Annotated in this window: 18 protein-coding genes; 11 read left to right on the forward strand and 7 right to left on the reverse strand. The window is 64.7% G+C overall.

Going from position 1 to position 22,693, the window contains the following annotated elements:
- Positions 1-207: 207 nt before the first annotated feature.
- On the reverse strand, positions 208-1,113 hold the full coding sequence (locus MJ8_RS02330) for a branched-chain amino acid ABC transporter permease (protein ID WP_201412903.1): 906 nt from the start codon (positions 1,111-1,113) through the stop codon (positions 208-210).
- Positions 1,114-1,206: 93 nt separating this feature from the next.
- Here MJ8_RS02330 and MJ8_RS02335 point away from each other — a divergent pair, with 93 nt between their 5' ends.
- The 10 genes from MJ8_RS02335 (at position 1,207) to MJ8_RS02380 (ending at position 13,417) form a co-directional block, all read left to right on the forward strand.
- Positions 1,207-1,815, forward strand: a complete 609-nt coding sequence (locus tag MJ8_RS02335) for a CGNR zinc finger domain-containing protein (protein ID WP_201412904.1) — start codon at positions 1,207-1,209, stop codon at positions 1,813-1,815.
- A complete protein-coding gene (locus MJ8_RS02340) occupies positions 1,808-2,338 on the forward strand; it encodes a hypothetical protein (protein ID WP_201412905.1) in 531 nt (176 codons plus the stop codon). The genes MJ8_RS02335 and MJ8_RS02340 overlap by 8 nt, the downstream gene beginning before the upstream one ends.
- 250 nt (positions 2,339-2,588) lie before the next feature.
- The gene (locus MJ8_RS02345) at positions 2,589-6,062 is read left to right on the forward strand and encodes an indolepyruvate ferredoxin oxidoreductase family protein (RefSeq protein ID WP_201412906.1); all 3,474 of its coding nucleotides are present in this window, start codon (positions 2,589-2,591) and stop codon (positions 6,060-6,062) included.
- A 142-nt stretch (positions 6,063-6,204) separates the two neighbouring features.
- The gene (locus MJ8_RS02350) at positions 6,205-8,520 is read left to right on the forward strand and encodes a putative bifunctional diguanylate cyclase/phosphodiesterase (protein WP_201412907.1); all 2,316 of its coding nucleotides are present in this window, start codon (positions 6,205-6,207) and stop codon (positions 8,518-8,520) included.
- Between the two features lie 334 nt (positions 8,521-8,854).
- Positions 8,855-9,616 carry an N-acyl amino acid synthase FeeM domain-containing protein gene (locus tag MJ8_RS02355; protein WP_201412908.1) on the forward strand — a complete coding sequence of 254 codons (762 nt, stop codon included), beginning with the start codon at positions 8,855-8,857 and terminating at the stop codon, positions 9,614-9,616.
- Between the two features lie 120 nt (positions 9,617-9,736).
- Entirely contained in the window at positions 9,737-9,886 is a 150-nt protein-coding gene (locus MJ8_RS02360; protein WP_023729728.1) for a DUF3096 domain-containing protein, read from the forward strand.
- A gap of 146 nt (positions 9,887-10,032) precedes the next feature.
- Positions 10,033-10,257 carry an aa3-type cytochrome c oxidase subunit IV gene (locus MJ8_RS02365; protein WP_201412909.1) on the forward strand — a complete coding sequence of 75 codons (225 nt, stop codon included), beginning with the start codon at positions 10,033-10,035 and terminating at the stop codon, positions 10,255-10,257.
- A gap of 85 nt (positions 10,258-10,342) precedes the next feature.
- Positions 10,343-11,593, forward strand: coding sequence for a Re/Si-specific NAD(P)(+) transhydrogenase subunit alpha (locus MJ8_RS02370; RefSeq protein ID WP_201412910.1), 1,251 nt, complete (start codon positions 10,343-10,345; stop codon positions 11,591-11,593).
- A complete protein-coding gene (locus MJ8_RS02375; RefSeq protein ID WP_041000216.1) occupies positions 11,593-12,018 on the forward strand; it encodes a proton-translocating transhydrogenase family protein in 426 nt (141 codons plus the stop codon). Before MJ8_RS02370 ends, MJ8_RS02375 begins: the two co-directional genes overlap by 1 nt.
- A 1-nt stretch (position 12,019) precedes the next feature.
- Complete coding sequence (locus tag MJ8_RS02380; RefSeq protein WP_201412911.1) at positions 12,020-13,417, forward strand: NAD(P)(+) transhydrogenase (Re/Si-specific) subunit beta; 1,398 nt, start codon at positions 12,020-12,022, stop codon at positions 13,415-13,417.
- 71 nt (positions 13,418-13,488) lie between these two features.
- Here the strand turns inward: MJ8_RS02380 and gyrB are convergent, their stop codons facing one another.
- Positions 13,489-15,960 (reverse strand): DNA topoisomerase (ATP-hydrolyzing) subunit B, encoded by a 2,472-nt coding sequence (gene gyrB, locus MJ8_RS02385; protein WP_201412912.1) that lies wholly within the window; start codon positions 15,958-15,960, stop codon positions 13,489-13,491.
- Positions 15,961-16,305: 345 nt separating this feature from the next.
- Between gyrB and MJ8_RS02390 the strand changes: the two genes are divergently transcribed.
- Entirely contained in the window at positions 16,306-17,676 is a 1,371-nt protein-coding gene (locus tag MJ8_RS02390) for a cytochrome P450 (RefSeq protein ID WP_201412913.1), read from the forward strand.
- Between the two features lie 9 nt (positions 17,677-17,685).
- Here MJ8_RS02390 and MJ8_RS02395 read toward each other — a convergent pair whose 3' ends face one another.
- The 5 genes from MJ8_RS02395 to MJ8_RS02415 form a co-directional block, all read right to left on the reverse strand.
- A complete protein-coding gene (locus tag MJ8_RS02395; RefSeq protein ID WP_201412914.1) occupies positions 17,686-18,669 on the reverse strand; it encodes a complex I NDUFA9 subunit family protein in 984 nt (327 codons plus the stop codon).
- Positions 18,670-19,049: 380 nt separating this feature from the next.
- Positions 19,050-20,051, reverse strand: a complete 1,002-nt coding sequence (locus tag MJ8_RS02400) for an Ldh family oxidoreductase (RefSeq protein ID WP_201412915.1) — start codon at positions 20,049-20,051, stop codon at positions 19,050-19,052.
- Positions 20,052-20,208: 157 nt separating this feature from the next.
- Complete coding sequence (locus tag MJ8_RS02405) at positions 20,209-21,018, reverse strand: ABC transporter permease (RefSeq protein ID WP_201412916.1); 810 nt, start codon at positions 21,016-21,018, stop codon at positions 20,209-20,211.
- The gene (locus MJ8_RS02410; RefSeq protein WP_201415275.1) at positions 21,018-21,683 is read right to left on the reverse strand and encodes an ABC transporter permease; all 666 of its coding nucleotides are present in this window, start codon (positions 21,681-21,683) and stop codon (positions 21,018-21,020) included. The genes MJ8_RS02405 and MJ8_RS02410 overlap by 1 nt, the downstream gene beginning before the upstream one ends.
- Before the next feature lie 196 nt (positions 21,684-21,879).
- Complete coding sequence (locus tag MJ8_RS02415; RefSeq protein WP_201412917.1) at positions 21,880-22,677, reverse strand: transporter substrate-binding domain-containing protein; 798 nt, start codon at positions 22,675-22,677, stop codon at positions 21,880-21,882.
- Between the last annotated feature and the right edge of the window lie 16 nt (positions 22,678-22,693).

The following is a 22,693-nucleotide window of genomic DNA, read 5'->3' on the forward strand; positions in this document are numbered from 1 at the left end:
CTGACCATGCGGCGCGCCCGATTCCCCCTCCGGTGTCGCGCCGCTTGGCCCAACGATATGCAGTGCGTGGTCCGGCAGGTCAACATGACAAAGCCGCTGCAAACAGATCGGCGCGCCGGACAGCGGCGGAATGCCGCCGCCTGACGCCGCGTCATGCAACGAAAGTCTGTGGGCAGCGAAAGTCTGGAGACAACGAAAGTCTGGGGCTCAGGCGATCTTGGCCTGGTCGCGCCCGGCGCCGATCAGCACCAGCATGGCGACGAGGAAGAGATAGATCCAGGCGTCGCGCCATTCGAGCGGGAAGTAGCCGGCCCAGAGCGATTCCGCCATGCCGAAGGCCGCGGCGCCAAGCGCCGCCTTGAGCGGCGACAGATAGCCGCCGACCGCCGTCACAAACAGGATCTTGAGGCCATAGGTCAGTCCGGTGCCAAAGGAGACATTGCCGTAATAGAGACCGGCAAGCACGCCGGCCAGGGCGGCGCAGAAGCCGCCGAACAGCACGGCGCGGCGGAACACCGCGGTGACGTCGATGCCGCACATCGCCGCCGCTTTCGGATCGTCGGAGACGGCGCGCCAGGCGCGGCCGAAGCGCGAATGCGAGAACAGCCAGGCCGCCAGCGCAACAATCGCGATGACACAAGCGCAGTCGAGCAGCTGGATGACAGTGAGCGTGACCTTGAAGTCCTCGCCCCGGGCAAAGATTACCGGGGTGGCGAGCATCGGCGGCAGCCAAAGATCATGCGTGTCGGCGGCGATGCGGCTCGCCTCCGACAAGAAGAGCAGGATGCCGAGCGTCGTCACCACGATCGCGTTGGGCGAGCGGTCGGCGAACCTCTCGAAAACGCTGCGCGACAGGACGTGGCTGATCAGCGCCGCGTAGAGGATGGCCGCGGCGACGCCGAGCGCCACCGCGGCGGCGAGCGTCAGCCACAGCGCCTGATAGCCGAAGGCGGCGGTCAGGATCATCGTTTGGCCGCAGAAGGCGAACAGCGCGCCGTAAGCCAGGTTCGTGCGATGCAGGATGCCGTTGGTCAGCACATAGCCGAAGGCGAGCAGCGCATAGAGCGCCCCCGAATGCAGCCCGTTCAGCACCTGCTGGAAGAAATAGAGCATGCGATATCCCGCGGGTCGTGTGACGCGACCTTGGCGAACCGTTACATTCGGAATCTAACTTGTCAAACACGTTTTATCGGTTAGATTTCAGTCATGACGGTATCCTGGACCCCGCACCGCTTCACCGGTGGCATCCTTGCGCTCGACACGGCGAATACCGTTGTGCTGCGCAACGATCCGCAAAAGTCCTTCGACCGTTTCGACGACCCGGCCGAGATCGCCCGCTTCGCCGAGGCGGCGAGTGGTTTTCGCGCCGCCGAACTCGGCGGCCGGCGGCTGCGCGCGCCCGAACCGGGCGAGATAAAACCGACCGTCATCTCGATCCGCGAAGCGACCGATCGGCTGTTTCGCCACGCCGTCTCGAGCGGCGCGCTCGCGACCAGCCTCCTGCCGGATTTCCTTACGGCCTGCGCCGGCGGACTGTCCGGCAGCGCGACCGAGATCGGGACGCCGGGCCGGCCTTTCGGCGATCCGGCAACGCCGATTGCCTTCGAGGCGGCCTTGGCCGTCTCGGCGCTGTCGCTGCTGCGCGACGAAACGGTGGCGCGGCTGCGGATCTGCCCCAATTGCAGCTGGCTGTTCGTCGACCGCAGCCGCAACGCCAGCCGGTTGTGGTGCGACATGGCCGTTTGCGGCAACCGCCAGAAGGCAAACCGCCATTACCGCCGCCGTACAGCGGCGAGGGAGGTCGGCAATGCTTAGGAAGTTGTCGCGTTCGGCCTTGGTCGGCGCAGCCCTGGTCGCCGCTGTCGCGCTCGGCGCTTGCCGCGACACCGGCAAGGACCAGCTCTTTGCCATTTCCGGCAAGCTGTTCGAGTTCAACTACCGGCTGGCGATCGCCACCTATGTCATCACGCTGAAGCCGTTGCGGCCGATGGTCGATGGCCAGGTTGCGGTGGTGAGCTTCCAGAACCCGGCGGGCGGCGACCCGCTCATCGTCAACCAGAAGATCTGGCCGAAGCTGCCGCACATCACGCTCACCAGCCCGCCGCTCTCCTGCGTGGTCAAGGACAAGCCCTACAAAGTCTCGATCCGCATCGAGGATGCCAGCGGCACGTTGCTGCAAAGCATCGACACCACCATGACCTCGTCGGAGGACCAGACGATGCTGCCGGACCGGCCCTTGGTGATCGGCCCGAAATACGAGCTCAATCCGGACCTTGCCGGCCACCCGGACGGCAAGCTGCCCGACGAGCAGAAGCCGGATTGCCCGAAAGCGACCTGAAATGCGCGGCGTGGAGCAATTCCACCGTTTCCGTGAAACGGTGAAACCGTCCCTGTCGCGAAATTTTTGTTCCTCACGAAGCGGTTAGCATGATCTTGCATGCGCCGCCGGCTACTCGCCAGACCGTTTGTTGCGTGTTATCTGGCCTCTGCGATTTTGTTTGACCTCACCGCCAAGGGACGAAAGACTGCGGTGTCCCACTCCGACGTTGGCTGCCTGATTTGAGGCGCCTCCGCAGAGGAAATACCTGATGACGCTGCACGACGTCGCGCTCGACGACAAGTTCGACCTTGGGAAGGAGCGCGTCTTCCTGTCCGGCGCGCAAGCGGTCGTGCGCATGCTTCTAATGCAGCGCGAGCGCGACCGCCGCGCCGGCCTCAACACGGCAGGCTTCGTCTCCGGCTATCGCGGCTCGCCGCTGGGCGGCCTCGACATGCAGTTGTGGCGGGCGAAGAAGCAGCTCGCGCAAGCCGACATCGTCTTCCGGCCCGGCCTCAACGAGGAACTCGCCGCCACCGCCTGCTGGGGCTCGCAGCAGACCGAGTTGCTGGGCGAGGGCACGCATGATGGCGTCTTCTCCGTCTGGTACGGCAAGGGCCCGGGCGTCGACCGTTCCGGCGACGTCTTCCGCCACGCCAATCTGGCGGGCTCCTCGAAACATGGCGGCGTGCTTGCCCTGATGGGCGACGACCATATGGCCGAATCGTCGACCAACGCGCATGCCACCGAATTCCTTTTCGTCGACACCATGGTGCCGATCCTCAACCCGGCCGGCGTCCAGGAGATCATCGATTACGGCCTCTACGGCTTTGCCATGTCGCGCTTCGCCGGCACCTGGGCGGCGATCAAATGCGTCAAGGACAACATCGAATCGACGGCCTCGGTCGACGCCTCGATCGAGCGGCTGAACATCGTCATTCCCGAATTCGACATGCCGCCGGGCGGCCTGAACATCCGCCACGAGATCGACATGCTCGGCCAGGAAGAGCGGCTGCATGAATACAAGCGCGCCGCCGCTTCCGCCTTCATCCACGCCAACGGGCTGAACCGCATCGTCTATTCCGGCGGCCGCAATCCCAAGCTCGGCGTCATCACCATCGGCAAGAGCTATCTCGACGTGCGCCAGGCGCTGGAGGATATCGGCATCGACGAAGCGGCCGCCAACCGCATCGGCATCCGCCTGTTCAAGGTCGGCTGCCCGTGGCCGCTCGACTTCCAGCATATCGCCGAGTTCGCGCGCGGCCTCGACACCATCGTCGTCGTCGAGGAGAAGCGTTCGCTGATCGAGGTCCAGCTGCGCGAGAACCTCTACGGCACCGCCGTCCAGCCGGTGATCGTCGGCAAGAAGGACGAGCGCGGCGACTGGCTGTTTCCGGCCAAGGGCGCGCTCGACCCGAACGAAATCGCCATCGCGCTCGGCGAGCGCATCCTGCGCACCATCGGCCCCTCGGAAGAGATCGCCGCCAGGGTGGCCAAGCTGCGCCAGTTCCAGGCGATGCTCGCCGACACCGTCGACATCGGCTCGCGCACGCCTTTCTTCTGCTCGGGCTGCCCGCACAATTCATCCACCAAGGTGCCGGACGGCTCGTTGGCCGCCGCCGGTATCGGCTGCCACTTCATGGCGCTGTGGATGGACAGGAACACGGTCGGCTTCACCGCCATGGGGGGCGAGGGCGCGCAATGGGTCGGACAGGCGCCGTTCTCCAAGCGCGACCACATCTTCCAGAATCTCGGCGACGGCACCTACAACCATTCCGGCGTGCTGGCGATCCGTTTCGCGCTGTCTTCCGGCGCCAACATCACCTACAAGATCCTCTACAACGACGCCGTCGCCATGACCGGCGGCCAGCCGCATGAGGGCGGTCTCACCGTCGATATGATCGCCAGGCAGGTGCGCGCCGAGGGCGTCGACCGCATCGCCGTCGTCACCGACGAGCCCGACAAATATGCCGGCAAGGCCGATTTCCCGGCAGGCATAACCATCCATCACCGCGACGATCTCGATCTCGTCCAGCGCGAATTGCGCGACGTGAAGGGCGTCTCGGTGCTGATCTACGATCAGACCTGCGCCGCGGAAAAGCGCCGCCGCCGCAAGCGCGGCACCTTCCCCGATCCGGACAAGCGCGTCTTCATCAACGAACTCGTCTGCGAAGGCTGCGGCGATTGCGGCGTGCAGTCCAACTGCGTCTCCATCCAGCCGGTCGAGACCGAATTCGGCCGCAAACGCCGGATAGACCAGTCGAGCTGCAACAAGGACTTTTCCTGCCTCAACGGCTTCTGCCCGTCCTTCGTCACCGTGCATGGCGGCAAGATCCGGAAGGCCGAAGGCATTGCCGGCAAGGCCGATCCTCTCGACGGCGTGCCGGCGCCGGCCGAGTTCCGCATGGGCAACCAGGGCTGGGCCGGGATCATCGACGGGGTCGGCGGCACCGGTGTCGTCACCGTCGGCGCGGTGCTCGGCATGGCCGCGCATTTGGAAGGCAAGGGCTGCGGCATGATCGACATGGCCGGCCTCGCCCAGAAGGGCGGCTCGGTGTTCACCCATGTCCGCATCGCCCCGACGCCCGAGGACATCCATGCCATTCGCGTTTCGGCCGGCAAGGCCGACCTCGTGCTCGGCTGCGACCTCGTCGTCTCCGGCGCCAAGAAGGTGCTGGGCGCGGTGCGCGAGGGTCACACGATCTTCCTCGCCAACACCGCCGAAATCATGCCCGGCGAGTTCACCCGCTCCGCCGACTTCTCGCTGCCGGTCGAGCGGCTGAAGAAGGCGATCCGGGCGGCCGCCGGCGACGACAAGGCGCATTTCTTCGACGCCACCCGCACGGCAACCGCGCTGTTCGGCAATTCGCTCGGCGCCAACATGTTCATGCTGGGCTTCGCCTTCCAGCATGGCGGCCTCCCGCTGTCGGCGCAAGCCGTTGAAAAGGCGATAGAATTGAACGGTGAAGCGGTGGCGATGAACATCGCGGCTTTCCGCTGGGGCCGCCGCGCCGCGCATCAGCCCGATTTCGTGCGCGGTCTTGTCGCCCAAACCGGCAAGCCGGCGGTAAAACCGGCCGAGACGCTGGACGATGTCATCGCCCGCCGCGTCGCCTTCCTCACCGCCTATCAGAACGCCGCCTACGCCAGGCGCTATGCCGACCGGGTGGCGGCGTTGCGGACCGCCGAAGCCAAGGCCGTGCCAGGCTCGACCGCGGTGACCGAGGCCGTCGCTAGGAACCTCTTCAAGCTGATGGCGATCAAGGATGAATATGAGGTTGCGCGGCTCTATACCGACGGCACCTTCGCTGCCGACCTCGCCAAGCAGTTCCAGAGCTACGAGAAGCTCGAATTCCACCTCGCGCCGCCGATCCTTGGGCGGCGCGCCAATGACGGCAAACCCCGGAAGTCGAGTTTCGGCCCGTGGATGATGAAGGGCTTTCGGCTGCTGGCGGCGATGAAGTGCCTGCGCGGAACCGCCTTCGATCTTCTCGGCTACACGGCCGAGCGACGCATGGAGCGGCAGTCGCTGAGAGACTACGAGGCCGATCTCGACCTGATCGCCGCAGCACTTGCGCCGGGCAGGGTGGAGGCCGCAACCGCTCTAGCCTCCGTGCCGGCGCTGATCCGCGGCTACGGCCATGTCCGGCAGGCCAGCGCCGCGAAGGCAGCGGGCGAGCGTGCGCGGCTGATCGAGCGTCTGGCCCAGGCTCCGGCGGAGCAGGCGCTTCGCGCGGCGGAGTGAACGCGCCGCCCGGCCGATTGTTGCCGAAGATTCTCTGATCTGCCCCTCGGTTTGGTAACTTCGGCAACCGAGGTCAGGCCGCTGTTCTAAGCCTTTCTTAAGGCGGGCGTGGCATTAGAGGGCGTAGTGTTGGGCCAGCGACATGGGCAGAACAAAGACCGAGAACATCCCGGCGGATGTCTATATCCAGTTCGTGCGGGCATTGTTCGACAACGCCGGCATGGTGGCGATCGGCGGTGTATGCTACTGGATTCTCGGTTTCATGGTCTACCTGCGTACGCAGGATCTGCTTTATCTGACGTTGGCTTTCGTTCTGCTATCGGCCAGCCTCTGGCGGTACTTCAGCATCCGAAGCTTCCATAGAACAGGCGGCATTATAGCAAGTGTCGCAGAGGCAGAAGCGATAGAGCGCAATTATATTCTCAAAGGCAGCGCGCAGGGCCTCGCATTGGGGTCATTCTGCTTCGTGTCGATCTATCTGCGTCCTGATCAATTTGCTGAACTGGCGTCGGTGTCGTTGTCGTTGACCACCCTGGTAACGGTTGTCGGACGAAGCTACGGGTCCATGCGCATGGTCCAGATTTTTTCCTTGACCCTCGTCGGGCCGGCGGCTCTTGCGCTCATCCTTCGCACGGATATGCCCTCTGTCGTCCTCGGCTTGATGATCATCCCGCTGACGTTCGTCACCATCAGCAGCGCCGACCATGTCCGCAACGTGCTCTTCTCCGCGGTCGTCGGCCACAAGCAGGCCAGGAACCTGACACGCCGGTTCGATCGCGCGCTCAACACCATGTCGCACGGCCTTGTCATGCTGGGTCCGGACGGGCGCGTCGCGGTGGCCAATGCCGAAGCCGCCCGCCTGATGTCGCTGAGATCGGGCGATGCCTTGCTCGGACGCTCCATTCACGGCCTTTTGATGCGCGGCGTCGCCGGCGGCATGCTGGCGCCGAAAGACTGCCGCTACATCGAGGCGCAGCTGACGCGCGCCCTGCGTGAAGGCCGCGACCGCAAGGTGCTTGTTTCGCTGGCCAATGGTCAGCATTACGAATTCTCCGCCCGCGAAGGCAGCCAGGAACTGGGCGTCATCACCTTCGAGGACGTGACGGTGCGCGTCGAGGCGGAGGAAAAGATCCGCTTCATGGCGCGCTACGACAATCTGACCGGACTGCCGAACCGCGCCTATTTCCACGAGCTTGTCGGCGAGGCGATGGCCTCCGGCGACCAGGACCGGCTCTGCGGTCTGGCGGTGCTCGATCTCGACGACTTCAAGAGCGTCAACGACACGCTCGGCCATCCGGTCGGCGACGGGCTGATCTATGCCGTGGCCGAGCGCCTCGCGGCGATTGCCGGGCCGGGCATCACCGTCAGCCGCTTTGGCGGCGACGAGTTCATGGTCTTCTTCGACCGCGTCGAGGACGAGAGCCATCTCAGCACCCTGCTTGACCAGATATTCGCGGACCTGCAGGGCGAGGTGGACGTAGCCGGCCACGGCTTGCGCATCCAGGCCAGCGGCGGCGCTGTGCTTTCCAAGGTCAAGGACACCGATGCGGACACCATGATCGTCAAGGCGGACCTTGCCCTCTACAAGGCCAAGGAGCTCGGCAAGAACAGCTGGCGGCTGTTCGAGGCGGCCATGGATGCCGCTTTCCGCAACCGCCAGCTGATGAAGGCTGATCTGCGCAATGCCGTGCAGGCCAAGGATTTGCGCGTCGTCTATCAGCCGATCGTTTCCGTCAGCACCATGCGCATCGCCAGTTGCGAGGCGCTGTGCCGCTGGGATCATCCCGATCTCGGCCCGATCTCGCCCAGCGTTTTCATTCCGCTTGCCGAGGAGATGGGCATCGTTTCCGAGATCAGTTCTTTCGTGCTGGAGGCCGCGTGCGCCGAATGCGCCAAATGGCCGGCTCAGACCAGCGTGTCGGTCAACCTGTCGGCCAAGGACTTCCGCAATCGCGATATCGTCCAGAAGGTCAGCGATGCTTTGGCCAAATCGGGCCTTGCGGCGCATCGGCTTGAAATCGAGGTTACCGAGACCGCGTTGCTGGACGATAAGTCGCTGACGCGCGAATCGATCGAGGAACTGAAGGCGCTCGGCGCGCGCATCGCGCTCGACGACTTCGGCACCGGCTATTCCAGCCTCAGCTATTTGCACAAGCTGCCGCTCGACAAGATCAAGATCGATCGCTCATTCCTGGTCGATTTGAACCAGAACCGGCAGTCGCTAGATCTCCTGAAGGGGATCGTCGGCCTGTCCCGGACGTTGGGTCTTTCGGTCACCATAGAAGGGGTCGAGACCTTCGAGCAACTGAAGACGCTGGTCCATCTGGTCAAGCCGGACTTCCTGCAGGGCTTCCTCTTCGGCGCCGCGCTCAGCGCGTCGGGCATCGAGACCATGTCGAGCGTCACGTGGCCGTTTGCCGCGGATTTGTATATCGCCGGCAAACGAACAGCCAGCTGACCGGATTTCCGGGCAAAGCGCAAAACGGCTTCCACTTTGCAGAATTGCGACCTGTATTGAGGGCCCGCCAAATATATTGGCCGCTACAGGACAAGTGTAGGCTGGCATGCCTTCGGCGCATTCGAAGCTCTGACTTCGAAACGACTTCGTCGATTATAATTGGTTGGCATTAGACGGTCGCTCGCGTCGTGATTTGCTTTTTCGCCCATGATCAGCGAAATTGGGCGCCAGGCATTAAGGTTAACGAGAGGTAAATCAGCAATATCGAATTTTCAGCTTGTGTCTCATTTCAACTCGAATAGCCTTAGTCGCAGGCGGAATTCGAGGACTGACAATGGATGCTGCGAGGAAGAGTGCGTCGGCCGACGCCAGCGCGAGGATGGACTCCGCGCTCAACCGGTCGATGATGGAACTCCTGGATCATGTCGAATATCGTCTCATCACGGGGGGTGAAGATCAGGAGGCGATCTATCGGCTCCGCTACAATTCCTATCGGCGCTCAGGTATGTGTGGCCCGATCGCGAGTGGGATGTTCGAGGATCGCTGGGATAATCTGCCCAACGCCTATCGGTTCGGTGTCTATTGCTATGGCCAATTGGTCAGCACACTGCGTTTCCATTATATTACCAGTGCGCAGCCATACTCGCCTTCGGTCGACGCCTATCCCGAGGTCCTGCTCCCGCGCCTCGCCCGCGGCGAAACCTTCATCGACGGAACCCGCTTCGCAGCCGATCCCGACAGCGCGCCGGCACCCGGCGTGCTGCCTTTCCTGACACTCAGGATTGCCATGGTCGCCTCCTGTTATTTTGGCCAGGACTCCGTACTGACGCCGGTGAAGATGGAGCATTCCGCTTTTTACGTCCGTTACTTTCAGGCCGTGCAGAGGACAGAGGGTAAAGTATTTCCGGGCGTTCTTCCCCCGCTCGCACTGTTCGAAATCCCGGCCGGCGAAAACATGCGCCTGACGCTCAAACGACTTCCGTTCTTCAGGTCGACGCCCATGGAACAGCGGCTGATGTTCGGCAATCCGGCCATCAACCGGCTGACACCCCTCTCGATCGTACCGACGGCGAAATACTATCGCGCCGCCGCCTGACCTTGCAGCCATGAACCTTTCGCCGGCTGTGGCGTTGGCAATTCCAGGAAAAATGTGAACGGTTTCCGGCCGGAATTGCGTCAACAAGCTCCGCTGCCAGTCGAATGAAAGGATTCCCGCATGACCATCCACTCGCTCGCGCTGACGCCGCTGATCTCGCTGATTGCCGGCGTGCTGATCCTGGTGATGCCGCGGCTGCTCAACTACATCGTCGCGCTCTACCTGATCGTCGTCGGCCTGCTCGGCCTTTTCCCCCACCTCGCCGGCTGAATCCCCCTCGCCGCGCCGACGAAGGAACGCGTTCAATTTCAACTTTCGTTTGAGGCTCTTGTCGCTGGCCGTGCGGCAATAGCGCCATTGCTCTTGGTTCGGCTTTTCGCTATGTGCCTCACAGGCATTTTCGAAGGGGTACTTCCATGGCTGATCACTCGCCGACCGGTCCTGTCGAGCTTGGCGCGCAGATGGACTATGCCGAGCATGACCGTACCTACAAGGCCTTCCTCGGCCTTGCCAAATACGGCTCGCTGGTCTGCGCCGCCATCCTTATCGCTATGGCCTTCGGCTTCTTCGTTGGCGGCTTTTTCTCGGCGACCATCCTGTTCATCCTGATCATGGCCGTCGGCACTCTCATTCTGCGGTAGATTTCCCAAGCCAATTGCACTCGACGTCACCGGACGTCCCGGCCGACGCCTTGCGCAACAAGGTTCCAGCCGAAAGGATCATCCGGTGGGACAGATAGTATTCATCCCTCGTGAGGTCGACCCGAACGAGCCGCGCGTCGCGGCCTCGCCGGAGACGGTCAAACGCCTGACGGGTATCGGCTTCGACGTGATCGTCGAAAAGGGCGCCGGCCTCGGTTCCCGCATCCCCGACCAGGATTTCATTGCTGCCGGGGGCACCATCGGAACGGCGGCCGACGCCAAGAACGCCGATGTCGTGCTGAAAGTGCGCCGTCCGACGGATGCGGAGCTGAAGGGCTACAAGCCGGGCGCCGCCGTCATCGCCATCATGGACCCCTACGGCAACGATGCCGCGGTGGCCGCCATGGCCAAGGCCGGCATCACCGCCTTCTCCATGGAATTCATGCCGCGCATCACCCGCGCGCAAGTGATGGACGTGCTGTCCTCGCAGGCCAATCTCGCCGGCTACCAGGCGGTGATCGACGCGGCCGCCGAATATGATCGCGCGCTGCCGATGATGATGACGGCGGCGGGCACCGTGCCGGCGGCGAAAGCCTTCATCATGGGCGTCGGCGTCGCCGGACTGCAGGCGATCGCCACGGCGCGCCGCCTCGGCGCGGTCGTCACCGCCACCGACGTTCGCCCGGCGGTGAAAGAGCAGGTGCAGTCGCTCGGCGCCAAGTTCTTGGCGGTCGAGGACGAGGAGTTCAAGGCGGCCGAGACCGCCGGCGGCTACGCCAAGGAAATGTCGAAGGAATATCAGGCCAAGCAGGCGGCGCTGACGGCCGAGCACATCGCCAAGCAGGACATCGTCATCACCACCGCGCTGATCCCCGGCCGCCCGGCGCCGAAGCTGGTGTCGGCCGCCATGGTCGCCTCGATGAAGCCGGGCTCGGTGATCGTCGATCTTGCGGTCGAGCGCGGCGGCAATGTCGAGGGCGCGGTGCCCGGTAAGGTCGTGACCACCGAGAACGGGGTCAAGATCATCGGCCACCTCAACGTGCCTGGCCGTGTCGCCGCCTCCGCCTCGCTGCTCTACGCCAAGAACCTCTACGCCTTCCTCGAGACCATGGTCGACAAGACGACCAAGACGCTCGCCATCAAGCGCGACGACGAACTGGTCAAGGCGACGATGTTGACCGATGGCGGCAAGGTCGTGCATCCCAATTTCGCCAAGGCGGAGGAGCCGCGCACCGAGCCGGCGGCCATTCCGGCGACGACCATGGTTGCCGATGCCGCCGATGCCAAGCCGGCGGCAAGGAAGAAGGCCGCAGCCAAGCCTAAGGGGACCGCGTGATGGACGCCTTGCAGAAAGCCCTCGACCAGCTCGATCAGGCGACCGCCGCCGTTAGGCTCGCGGTGCAGGATCTCGCCAACAATGCGCCGGGCGCGGCCGATGCCGCCGGCGGCGCGGCGCACGCGCTCTCGGGCGGCGCCATCGATCCCTTCGTCTTCCGCTTCGCCATCTTCGTGCTGGCGATCTTCGTCGGCTATTATGTCGTCTGGTCCGTGACGCCGGCGCTGCACACGCCGCTGATGGCCGTCACCAATGCAATCTCTTCCGTGATCGTTGTCGGCGCGCTGCTCGCGGTCGGCATCGCGGCTTCCGGCCTTGCGGCGGGCTTCGGCTTCGTCGCTCTGGTGCTGGTCTCGGTCAACATCTTCGGCGGCTTCCTGGTGACCCAGCGCATGCTCGCCATGTACAAGAAGAAGGAAAAGTGACGTGACCGTCAATCTCGCTTCCTTCCTCTATCTCGTCTCCGGCATCCTGTTCATCCTGGCGCTGCGCGGCCTGTCGCATCCGACCACGAGCCGCCAGGGCAACCTCTACGGCATGATCGGCATGGCGATCGCCATCGCCACCACGCTGGCGCTGGCGACCCCCTCGGCCGGCCGTTTCGGCCTGATCGTGCTCGGCCTCGCCATCGGCGGCGGCATCGGCGCGGTCACTGCGCGCCGCATCGCCATGACCTCGATGCCGCAATTGGTCGCCGCCTTCCACTCGCTCGTCGGCTTCGCCGCCGTCATGGTGGCCGCCGCAGCTATCTACGCGCCGGAAAGCTTCGGCATCGGCACGGCGGGCGACATCCACGCCCAGGCGCTGGTCGAGATGAGCCTTGGCGTCGCCATCGGCGCCATCACCTTCACCGGCTCGGTCATCGCCTTCCTGAAGCTCGACGGCCGCATGTCCGGCAAGCCGATCATGATCGGCGGCCGCCACCTCATCAACATCGCCCTCGGCGTCGCCCTGGCGGTGCTGATCGTGCTGCTGGTCACCACCGAGTCGAAGGTCGTCTTCTGGCTCATCGTCGCCGCCTCGCTGGTGCTCGGCGTGCTCCTGATCATCCCGATCGGCGGCGCCGACATGCCGGTCGTGGTGTCGATGCTGAATTCCTATTCGGGCTGGGCGGCGGCGGCACTCGGCTTCACGCTCGGCAATCTGGCGCTGATCATCACCGGCGCGCTGGTCGGCTCGTCGGGCGCGATCCTGTCCTACATCATGTGCAAGGGCATGAACCGCTCCTTCATCTCGGTCATTCTCGGCGGTTTCGGCGGCGAGACGGCCGCGGCTGCCGACGACGGCATCGAGCGTACCGTCAAGCAGGGCTCGGCCGACGATGCTGCCTATCTGATGATGAACGCCCAGAAGGTCATCATCGTGCCCGGCTACGGCATGGCCGTCGCCCAGGCGCAGCACGCGCTGCGCGAAATGGCCGACAAGCTCAAGGCCGCCGGTGTCGAGGTCAAATACGCCATCCACCCGGTCGCCGGCCGCATGCCGGGCCACATGAACGTGCTGCTCGCCGAGGCCAACGTGCCTTACGACGAGGTGTTCGAGCTGGAGGACATCAACTCGGAGTTCGCGCAGGCCGACGTCGCCTATGTCATCGGCGCCAACGACGTCACCAATCCGTCCGCGCGCGACGACAAGTCCTCGCCGATCTACGGCATGCCGATCCTCGACGTCGACAAGGCCCGCACCTGCCTGTTCGTCAAGCGCTCGCTAGGCTCCGGCTATGCCGGCATCGACAACACGCTGTTCTACAAGGACGGCACCATGATGCTGCTCGGCGACGCCAAGAAAATGACCGAGGAAATCGTCAAGGCAATGGATCACTGAGCCGTATAACAGGCGTCAAAAAGAAAGGCCCGGCATTTGCCGGGCCTTTCTTTTGACTGTGTAAGGCGCGCTCAGATATCCAGATTTGCCACCGACAGCGCGTTGTCCTGGATGAACTCGCGCCGCGGCTCGACCTCGTCGCCCATCAGCCGCGAGAACAGCGAGTCGGCGTCCGTCGCGTCGTTGACCTTGACCTGCAGCAGCGAGCGCACATTCGGGTCCAGCGTGGTCTCCCAGAGCTGCTCGGCATTCATCTCGCCAAGGCCCTTGTAGCGCTGCATGGTGAGGCCCTTGCGGCCGGAAGCGAACACCGCGTTGAGCAGCGCCAGCGGCCCCGAAAGCAGCTCCGAGGTCTCTTTCCGGCGCAGGCTCGGCTGCTCGGCATAGACTTCCGAAAGCCGCGGCGCGTAGCGGTCGAGCTGGCGCGCATCGGCCGAATTGATCAATCCGGCATCGAGCTGCACCACATCTTTCACGCCGCGCACGGTGCGCTCGAACACATAGCCGCCGGAGCCGTCATTGGAGGTCGACAGCCGCCCGGTCCAGCCGCGCTCGGTCTCCTCGGCGATCATGTCCAGCCGCTTCGCGACGCGCTCGGCCATCGCGTTGGCGCGGCCGAGATCGGCAAGCACGTCGGCGTTGAGCGCTCCGGCGATCGCCGCCTGCTCGACGACGCTGCGGTTGTAGCGCGTGTGCAGCCCGTTGATCAGCTGGCGCACCGCCAGCGCGTCGTCGACCGAGGCGCGCAAATCCTGTCCCGTCCGGACCTCGCCGGAGGCCAGCACCAGCGAGGCCTCGTCCAGTCCGGACTCGATCAGATATTCCTCATAGGCGCTCTCGTCCTTGAGATATTGCGAGCTCTTGCCCCGCGTCACTTTGTAGAGCGGCGGCTGGGCGATGTAGAGATGGCCGCGCTCGATCAACTCCGGCATCTGCCGGAAGAAGAAGGTCAGCAGCAGCGTGCGGATGTGGGCGCCGTCGACGTCGGCGTCCGTCATCAGGATGATCTTGTGGTAGCGCAGCTTGTCGGCGTTGAACTCGTCCTTGCCGATCGAGGTGCCGAGCGCGGTGATCAGCGTGCCGATCATGTCGGAGGAGAGCATGCGGTCGAAGCGGGCGCGCTCGACATTGAGGATCTTGCCGCGCAGCGGCAGGATCGCCTGGTTCTGGCGCGAGCGGCCGCCCTTGGCCGAGCCGCCGGCCGAGTCACCCTCGACGATGAAGATTTCCGACTTGGCCGGGTCGCGCTCCTGGCAGTCGGCGAGCTTGCCGGGCAGCGAGGTGACGCCGAGCGTGCTCTTGCGGGTGATGTCGCGCGCCTTGCGCGCGGCTTCGCGCGCAGCGGCCGCCTGGATCACCTTCTCGACCACCACCCTGCCTTCGCTCGGATGTTCTTCCAGCCAGGTGCCGAGCGCCTCGTTGACCAGGCTCTCCACCACCGGGCGCACCTCGGAGGAAACCAGCTTGTCCTTGGTCTGCGAGGAGAATTTCGGGTCCGGCACCTTGACAGAAAGCACCGCGGTCAGGCCTTCGCGGCAGTCGTCGCCGGTGAGCGAGACCTTTTCCTTCTTGGTCTGGCCGGAGGATTCACCATAGCCGGTGATCTGTCTGGTCAGCGCCGCGCGGAAGCCCGCCAGATGCGTGCCGCCGTCGCGTTGCGGGATGTTGTTGGTGAAGGCCAGCACGTTCTCATGGTAGCTGTCGTTCCACCACATCGCCACTTCGACCGTGATGCCGTCGCGCTCGGCGCGGATGGCGATCGGCGCCTCGATCAGCGGCTTCTTCACCCGGTCGAGATACTTCACGAACTCTTCCAGGCCGCCGTCATAATGCAGCTCGTGGCGCACGAGGTCGGCATGGCGCGCGTCGGTCAGGATGATGCGCACGCCCGAATTGAGGAAGGCAAGCTCGCGCAGGCGATGCTCCAGCGTGCCGAAATCGAATTCGATCATGCTGAAGGTCTCGGCCGACGGGAAGAAGGTGATCTCGCTGCCGCTGCGGCCCTCGTAGGTGCCGGGCTGCTTGTCCTGCACATAGGTGCCGGTGACCTTAAGCGGCGCGTCGGCATTGCCATGCGTGAAGCTCATCTCGAAGATTTCGCCGTTGCGGCGGATCTTGAGCTTTAGCCAAGCGGAAAGCGCGTTGACCACCGAGACGCCGACGCCGTGCAGGCCGCCGGACACCTTGTAGGAGTTCTGGTCGAATTTGCCGCCGGCATGCAGCTGCGTCATGATCACTTCGGCCGCCGAAACACCCTCCGAGGGGTGGATATCGGTCGGAATTCCACGGCCATTGTCGATGACGGTCACCGAACCATCGGGGTTGAGCGTGACCGAGACGAGGTCGGCGTGGCCGGCCAGCGCCTCGTCGATGGCGTTGTCCACCACCTCATAGACCATGTGATGCAGGCCCGAGCCGTCATCGGTGTCGCCGATATACATGCCTGGCCGCTTGCGCACAGCATCCAACCCCTTCAAAACCTTGATGGAATCGGCGCCGTACTCGGCTTCCACGCCAATGGCGCTTTCGGTCTGGTCGCTCATGAATACCTGTCTGATTGATGTCGATGGTCCGGCGCGGAAAAATGGCCGCGAATCGCGCCGTTTTGATGTCCTAGATATAGGCGCAAACGGTTGCTTTTCCAAGGTTTGCGGCCATTTTGCCGGCTTGGCGAGCGGTCTTTTCAGGCCCGCACGAGATGCTGGCCTGCGCAGGTGGGCATCCGACCGCGAAAGCCGCGCCGAAACGCGGCCCCGCAAGTGCCGTACCGGAGGACTCCGCACCTGTGCGGCGGCCGCAGAGTCTTCAGCGCTTCGCCGCCGGTTGCCTGTCACATGGACGCCTGCTTCGTAGGGCACTACATTCGGCGCTGTCAGCGGAGCATCTTCATGGACACCAAGCCCGCCCCCTTCGTGCCGCCGGCGCCGAAGCCGCGCACCGAGCCGCCCTCGACGCTGGAGATGATGCGCATCGTCTACCGCAACCCGCTCGAATTGTGGGGCGAGCACACCTACAACGAACCCTGGATTTCGGCGAATGGCGTCGGCGGGCATCTGATCGTCGCCAACGATCCCGGCCTCATCCGCCACGTTCTGATCGACAACGCCAGGAACTACAAGATGGCCACGGTGCGCCAGCTGATCCTGCGTCCGATCCTGCGCGACGGACTGCTGACTGCCGAGGGCGAGGTCTGGAAACGCTCGCGCAAGGCCATGGCGCCGGTGTTCACGCCGCGCCACATCTTCGGCTTCGCCGCGCCGATGCTGAAGCGCACGTTGGATTTCGTCACCAGATACGAGGCTGGTGGCACGACCGATGTCGCCCACGACATGACGCTGCTCACCTATGACATCCTGGCCGAGACGCTGTTTTCCGGCGAGATCGCCGGTGAGCCGGGCAGCTTCGCCAAGGAGATCGACCGCCTGTTCGAGACCATGGGCCGCGTCGACCCGCTCGACCTTCTGCGCGCGCCCGAATGGCTGCCGCGCCTCACCCGCATCCGCGGTCGCAAGACCATGGCCTATTTCCGCAACATCGTTGCCGGCACGGTGAGGATGCGCGAGGAGCGGATGAAGCGCGACCCGGGCGGCGTACCGCAGGATTTCCTCACGCTTCTGCTGCGCGCCGAGGGACCGGACGGGCTGACCCGCGCCGAGGTCGAGGACAACATCATCACCTTCATCGGAGCCGGCCATGAGACGACCGCGCGGGCGCTGGGCTGGACCATCTATTGCCTGGCCGAGGCGCCCTGGGAGCGCGACAAGGTCGAGCAGGAGATCGACGCGGTGCTGGCGCGTGAGCCCGATCCGACGAAGTGGCTGGACGCGATGCCGTTCACCCGCGCCGCCTTCGAGGAGGCGCTCAGGCTCTATCCGCCGGCGCCCTCGATCAACCGCGAGCCGATCGAGCCAGAGACCTGGAACGGCCTTTATATCCCGAAATACGCCGCCGTGCTGGTGATGCCCTGGGTCGTGCACCGCCACAGAAAACTCTGGGACAGGCCGGACGCCTTCATGCCGGAGCGCTTCCATCCGGAAAACCGCGATCGGATCGACCGCTTCCAGTACCTGCCTTTCGGCGCCGGCCCGCGCGTCTGCATCGGCGCCAGCTTCGCCATGCAGGAGGCGATCATCGCGCTGGCGATCCTGTTGTCGCGCTTTCGCTTCGATGCGACGTCCGACACCCGGCCATGGCCGGTGCAGAAGCTCACCACGCAGCCGCAGGGCGGCCTGCCGATGCAGGTCTCGCGGCGGGTGTAACGAAATACTTTAGCGGTCGGCGATCGGCCGGCGCTGCTGGAACTGGCCGGCGGCGCGGAAGCGCCACAGATAGCTGGGCAGTATGGTGGCGACCGCCTGCGGCTGGATGCCGAGACCGGCAAGCGTCCTGGCTGCCTTGGCGGCTTCATCCGAGACGATGTTGTGCTCGCGCAACTGGAGCACCTGGTCCTTGGTCAGGAGCGGATTGGGCAGCAACTGAAGGATCGACGCCTGGATGTTCGCGACCCACCACGGCACTGGCACCAGGAGGCGCCTGCGCTCGATCACGGCAAGCATCTCCTCCATGCATTCCTTGAACGTCAGCACCTGCGGGCCGCCGAGTTCATAAATCTGGCCGCCCTTGACATCGCCGTCGACCGAGCGCGCGATCGCCTCGGCGACGTCGCCGACATAGACCGGCTGCAGCTTGTTCTGCCCGCCGCCGATCAGCGGCAGGACGGGCGAGAGGCGCGCCATGCCGGCGAAGCGGTTGAAGAAGCGGTCCTCCGGTCCGAAATTGATCGAAGGGCGGAAGATGACGGCATCGGGAATCGTCTCGAACACCGCCTTTTCGCCGAGCGCCTTGGTGCGTGCGTAGTCGGACGGCGAATTGAGATCGGCGCCGAGCGCCGAGATCTGGGTGAGGCCGGCGCCGACCGAGCGGGCGGCCTCGGCGACGGCGCGCGCGCCGAAATCGTGCACGGCGCCGAACTTCTGACGCCCGGTCTCATGCAGGATGGCGACGAGGTTGACGACATGGTCGGCGCCCTGCACCGCGCGGTCGACCGACCAACGCACGCGCACATTGGCCTGCACCGGCTGGATCTGGCCGACATTGCCGAGCGGCTGCACATGGCCGGCAAGATCGGGCCGCCGGCAGGCGACACGGATGCGGTAGCCGCGCTTGGCGAGCGCCCGCACGACATGGCGACCGACGAAGCCCGAGCCGCCGAAGACGACGACGAGCTTGGGGGTCTGCAGGATTTCGGTCATGACTGGCTCCGCGCGCGTGCTTGGCTGAAGCCGTTTCTTAATCCGTTTCTCGCCAAAGGCAAAGAGCGACCGGAGGTCGCCATTGCGTTGTTTTTGGACCTGCCCGGAGCGCCCCTCCTGCAGCGGTTGAAGAAAGCAGAAAACCCCGCCGAAGCGGGGTTTTCCGGGCAGTGTCCGCGCCGAAACAGGGTCCAACGAGGCGGCCTGACCTGAGACGGTATCAAGGTGGCGTGAAGCAAGCACGCCCGCCCCCGCCCTGAACGCCCGGCGCGGCGCCGCCAGCCGCGAGCCGGACGAAGCCGACCAAGGCGGCTCGCGGCGTGGGGTGCCGGATATGGGTGGAGTCAGGCGGCGAAAAAGGTTCGACAGCGTGGGAAAAATCAGGCCGAATAGCGCTCGGCGAATTCCGAAATGCGCTGCACGACCGCCCTGGACGTGGTGATGCCGCGCGCCTTTGCCTTCTCCGCGGCTTCGGCGCGGGAGCGGCCGGGAATATGCACGCCATAGCGCCGCCGCAGCCGGTCGAGCTGGTCCTTCATGCGCTGCTCGAAATCCGGGTCGAGCAGTTTTGGCTCGATGGCCAGGACAAAAAGGCCGGTGCCGGGGCTGTCGGGCCCGCCGGTGAACCAGGGCGCGTCGAGCGACCAGTTGGCGCCGGAAATGCCGGCGGCCAGCACCTCGACCATCAAAGCGATGTTGGCGCCGCGCTGGCCACCGAATGCGAGCATCGCACCCTTCATCGCCGCCGCCGGATCGGTGGTCGGATTGCCGCTGGCGTCCAGCGCCCAGCCTTCGGGGATCTTCTTGCCGTCTTCGGCCGCCTTGCGGATGTTGACGAAAGCGGTGGCGCTCGACGACTGGTCGATGACCAGCGGCGGCCCGTCGGCGGCCGGCGAGGCGAAGGACATCGGATTGGTGCAATAGACCGGCTTGACCGAGCCTGAACCGGCCAGCACCGCCGGCCCGTTGGTGGCGGCGAAGGAGACCAGCCCCTGTTCCGCCAGCCGGCCGGTGAAATACCCGAGCGCGCCGCATGTATAGGCGTTCTTCTGCGAGAAGATCGAGACGCCGAACAGTTTTGCCGCCTTGATCAGGTCATCGATCGTGCGGTCGAAGCCCGTATGGGCAAGCCCGCCGCGCGCGTCGGAGAGGTAGACGGCGAGCGCCGGCCGGGTGACCACCGGATCGGCATTGCCGTCGATGCGGCCGGCTTCGAGCGCTTCCAGATAGTCGATGAAATGCGACAGCCCGACCGTCGACAGGCCTTCCGCCTCCGCGGCGATGATGGAAGCGGTCAGCGACTGCGCCGCCTCCTCATTGGCGCCGGCGCCGAGCGCCGCCATCCGGCATAGGCCTGTTGCCTGGTCGAGGGTGAGTTGCATCGTCGCTGTCCTAAGGGAGTAGGTTAGTAGGGGAATAAGGGAGTAGGGGGAAATTGTGGAGCGAATAGCGACTGGGGATGGAAATGTGAATGCGGATCGTGGCTGAACACTCCCCTACTCCCCTACTCCCCTACTCCCCTACTCCCCTACTCCCCTACTAACCGATCTTCACCGGAATCCGCGCCTCGATCCGGCTGAACACGAAGACCAGGATGCCGGTGATCGTCATATAGATCAGTGCCAGAAGCAGCAAAGGCTCGTAGGTCAGGTACGTGTCCTGGCGCACCTTGGAGGAGACGGCGAAGATGTCGATGACGCTGATCGTCGCCACCAGCGGCGTCGACTTCAGCTGCAGCACGGTCTCGCCGGTCAGCGTCGGCAGCGCCCGGTAGAAGGCTTGCGGCAGCCAGATGCGGCAGAAGATTTTCCAACGGCTCATGCCGAACGCTCGGGCCGCCTCCAGCTGTCCGCGCGGCACGCCGGCAAAGGCGCCGCGCATCACCTCGCCCTCATAGCCGGCGAAGGAGAAGGTCAGCGCCACCACGGCGTAGGGCCAGGCCTGCCTGAGGTATGGCCACAGCCACGATTCGCGGATCCATGGATATTGCGGGAAGACCGAGCCGAGGCCGTAATAGAGCAGCCAGAGCTGCAGGAGCAGCGGCGTTCCCCGGATGATCGTGCAGAAGGCTTTTGCCGGCGCCGAGAACCAGATCGGCCCGCCGGCCTGGGCGAGCCCGAGCGGCACGGCCAGCGCAAAGCCCAGCGCGCAAGTGACGGCAAGGATCCACAGCGCCCGCCAGATGCCCATCAGGCCCATTTCCCAATATTGCGGCAGCCAGTCCCAACGCATGAAGAAGGCCGCGCAGAGCACCAGCGCCAAGGCGATCAAGATCAGCACGATGCGGTGCGGCTTGAGCCAGATCGAGGCACGCGCCGCCATGTCGATCGCGGTGGCTTCGGCTGACATCAGCGCGCCTCCTTGACGGAAGGCATGCCGCGCCGCGACCATGCCTCGACCCGGCCGATGATCAGATTGGAGAACAGCGTGAGTGCGAGATAGAGCGCGCCGGCCGCGAGATAGAAGAGCAGGTAGGCTTTGGTGACGCCCGCAGCCTGGCGCGTCGCCAGCGTCAGTTCGAAGAAGCCGACGACGGCGAGCAGGGCGGTGTCCTTGGTGGCGATGAGCCAGAGATTGGCGAGGCCGGGTATGGCGAAGGGCAGCATGGCCGGTAGCGTGATGCGTCGCAGCATCAGGCCGGGCGGCATGCCGTAGGCTCGGGCAGCCTCGATCTGGCCCTGGGGGATGGCGAGGATGGCGCCGCGGATGACTTCGGTCGAATAGGCGCCCTGGACGAAACCCAGCACGAAGATGCCGGCCGCGAGTCCGCTGATGTCGACACGGCTGTAGCCCATTGCCGTCAGCACCTGGTTGATGAGGTCGGTGCCGGCATAATACAGCAAAAGGATCAGCACCAGTTCCGGCACCGCGCGGACCACCGTGGTGTAGACGGCCAGAAGGTCGCGCGTCACCGGGCCGCCATAGAGCTTGCCGAAGGCGCCGGCGGTGCCGATCATGAGGCCGAGGCAGGTTGCGCCCACGGCGATCTCGATCGAATGAAGCAGGCCGATCAGCAGCGTGCCGCCCCAGCCGGGCGCCACGGGTGACAGGAGTTCGATGATGCCGGCCGCGGAGGCCGGAAGAAAGGCGTCGATCAGCTTCGCCCCCGGATTGCTGGCAAGCCGCTGAAGTCAAGATCAGCGGCAAGCGTGCGTGGCAAGGGTCGGGCATGGCGCGGACGCCATGCCCTCACTCGTTTGCGAGAGGGGCTCAGTTTGACTGCGTGGCGCCGCCATAGATGTCGAAGTCGAAATACTTCTTCGAGATCTCGTCATATTTGCCGTTGGCGCGGATCGCCTTGATGCCGGCGTTGAACTTTTCCTTGAGCGCGGTGTCCTCCTTGCGGATGCCGGCGCCGACGCCCGGTCCAAGCACTTCGTCGTCCGGAGCCACCATGCCCTTAAGATCGCAGCAGGCCTTGCCCTGGTCGGTTTTCAGGAATTCGCCGAGCGCGATCGAGTCGGCCTGCACCGCGTCGATGCGGCCGGCGGCCAGATCGTTGTTGGCTTCGTCCTGCGTCTGATATTCCTTGATCTCCTGCGCGCCGGTGAAGTGCTTCTTGGCGTAGACGGCATGCACCGTGGATACCTGGACGCCGATCACCTTGCCCTTGAGGTCGTCAGGCGTGGCGCCGAATTTCTGGTCCTTCGGCCCGATGATCGCGGTCGGGGTGTTGTAGTACTTATCGGAGAAGTCGATCGTCTTCTTGCGCTCGTCGGTGATCGACATCGAGGAGACGATGGCGTCGATCTTCTTGGTGGTCAGCGCCGGGATGATGCCGTCCCAGGCGACCGGCGTGATGACGCAGTCGAGTTTCTCCTCGGCGCAGACGGCGTTGACGAAGTCGATCTCCCAGCCCACCCATTTGCCGGTCGCGTCGGGCGAGGTGAAGGGCGGGTAGGGCTCGGCGGCGACGCCGATCTTGACCTGCTCGGCCTTGGCCACGCCGCCCATCGCCGCGACGCCGAGAAGCAGCGCTGTGGCGAAGGTCTTGAGAACAGTCTTCATTTCAGGACTCCCAGTT

The sequence above is a fragment of the Mesorhizobium sp. J8 genome, assembly GCF_016591715.1.
Classification (GTDB): Bacteria; Pseudomonadota; Alphaproteobacteria; order Rhizobiales; family Rhizobiaceae; genus Mesorhizobium.

What these genes read in the sequence shown, in the direction of transcription:
- MJ8_RS02330 (WP_201412903.1), bottom strand. Translation starts at nt 1,113, where the DNA reads ATGCTCTATTTCTTCCAGCAGGTGCTGAACGGGCTGCATTCGGGGGCG.
- MJ8_RS02335 (WP_201412904.1), top strand. Translation starts at nt 1,207, where the DNA reads ATGACGGTATCCTGGACCCCGCACCGCTTCACCGGTGGCATCCTTGCG.
- MJ8_RS02340 (WP_201412905.1), top strand. Translation starts at nt 1,808, where the DNA reads ATGCTTAGGAAGTTGTCGCGTTCGGCCTTGGTCGGCGCAGCCCTGGTC.
- MJ8_RS02345 (WP_201412906.1), top strand. Translation starts at nt 2,589, where the DNA reads ATGACGCTGCACGACGTCGCGCTCGACGACAAGTTCGACCTTGGGAAG.
- MJ8_RS02350 (WP_201412907.1), top strand. Translation starts at nt 6,205, where the DNA reads ATGGGCAGAACAAAGACCGAGAACATCCCGGCGGATGTCTATATCCAG.
- MJ8_RS02355 (WP_201412908.1), top strand. Translation starts at nt 8,855, where the DNA reads ATGGATGCTGCGAGGAAGAGTGCGTCGGCCGACGCCAGCGCGAGGATG.
- MJ8_RS02360 (WP_023729728.1), top strand. Translation starts at nt 9,737, where the DNA reads ATGACCATCCACTCGCTCGCGCTGACGCCGCTGATCTCGCTGATTGCC.
- MJ8_RS02365 (WP_201412909.1), top strand. Translation starts at nt 10,033, where the DNA reads ATGGCTGATCACTCGCCGACCGGTCCTGTCGAGCTTGGCGCGCAGATG.
- MJ8_RS02375 (WP_041000216.1), top strand. Translation starts at nt 11,593, where the DNA reads ATGGACGCCTTGCAGAAAGCCCTCGACCAGCTCGATCAGGCGACCGCC.
- gyrB (WP_201412912.1), bottom strand. Translation starts at nt 15,960, where the DNA reads ATGAGCGACCAGACCGAAAGCGCCATTGGCGTGGAAGCCGAGTACGGC.
- MJ8_RS02390 (WP_201412913.1), top strand. Translation starts at nt 16,306, where the DNA reads ATGGACACCAAGCCCGCCCCCTTCGTGCCGCCGGCGCCGAAGCCGCGC.
- MJ8_RS02395 (WP_201412914.1), bottom strand. Translation starts at nt 18,669, where the DNA reads ATGACCGAAATCCTGCAGACCCCCAAGCTCGTCGTCGTCTTCGGCGGC.
- MJ8_RS02400 (WP_201412915.1), bottom strand. Translation starts at nt 20,051, where the DNA reads ATGCAACTCACCCTCGACCAGGCAACAGGCCTATGCCGGATGGCGGCG.
- MJ8_RS02405 (WP_201412916.1), bottom strand. Translation starts at nt 21,018, where the DNA reads ATGTCAGCCGAAGCCACCGCGATCGACATGGCGGCGCGTGCCTCGATC.
- MJ8_RS02415 (WP_201412917.1), bottom strand. Translation starts at nt 22,677, where the DNA reads ATGAAGACTGTTCTCAAGACCTTCGCCACAGCGCTGCTTCTCGGCGTC.